Here is a 457-nt window from a genome sequence, read left to right as displayed (position 1 = left end):
GCAACGACGTGCTGGATGGTGGCACCGGCAACGACACCCTGAGTGGCGGGACCGGCAACAACACCTACCTGTTTGGTCGCGGCGACGGCCAGGATCTGGTGACGGTTAGTTACGACACCACGGTCGACAAGCTCAATACCTTGCAGTTCAAGGCGGGTGTGGCCCCAAGCGATGTAGTGGTTCGGCAAGTCTATGACAGCCAGATGGGCGTCAGTAACGGCGCGCTGGAGTTGAGCATCGCCGGCACCACCGACAAGATCACGATCAGTGGTTTCTTCTATACCGACAGCACGGCCAATCCCTACAACCCAGTGCAGCAGGTGCAATTTGCTGATGGCACCACCTGGGATATGGCCGCCATCACCGCCACGCTGCTGGCCGGTACGGCCGGCGACGACAACATCCGCGGCACATCGGCTGACGACACCTTGACCGGTGGGATGGGTAACGACACCCT

General features: G+C 60.8%; 1 protein-coding gene. It reads left to right on the top strand.

From position 1 onward, the window contains the following. Positions 1-457: calcium-binding protein (locus UCMB321_RS28375; RefSeq protein WP_040072016.1), on the top strand; the 457-nt coding region annotated here is incomplete at both ends.

Origin of the sequence: Pseudomonas batumici (assembly GCF_000820515.1) — a bacterium.
In the GTDB taxonomy this organism is placed as follows: domain Bacteria; phylum Pseudomonadota; class Gammaproteobacteria; order Pseudomonadales; family Pseudomonadaceae; genus Aquipseudomonas; species Aquipseudomonas batumici.
Note: the sequence above shows the minus strand (reverse complement) of the source record. Positions and strands in the feature narration are given on the sequence as shown.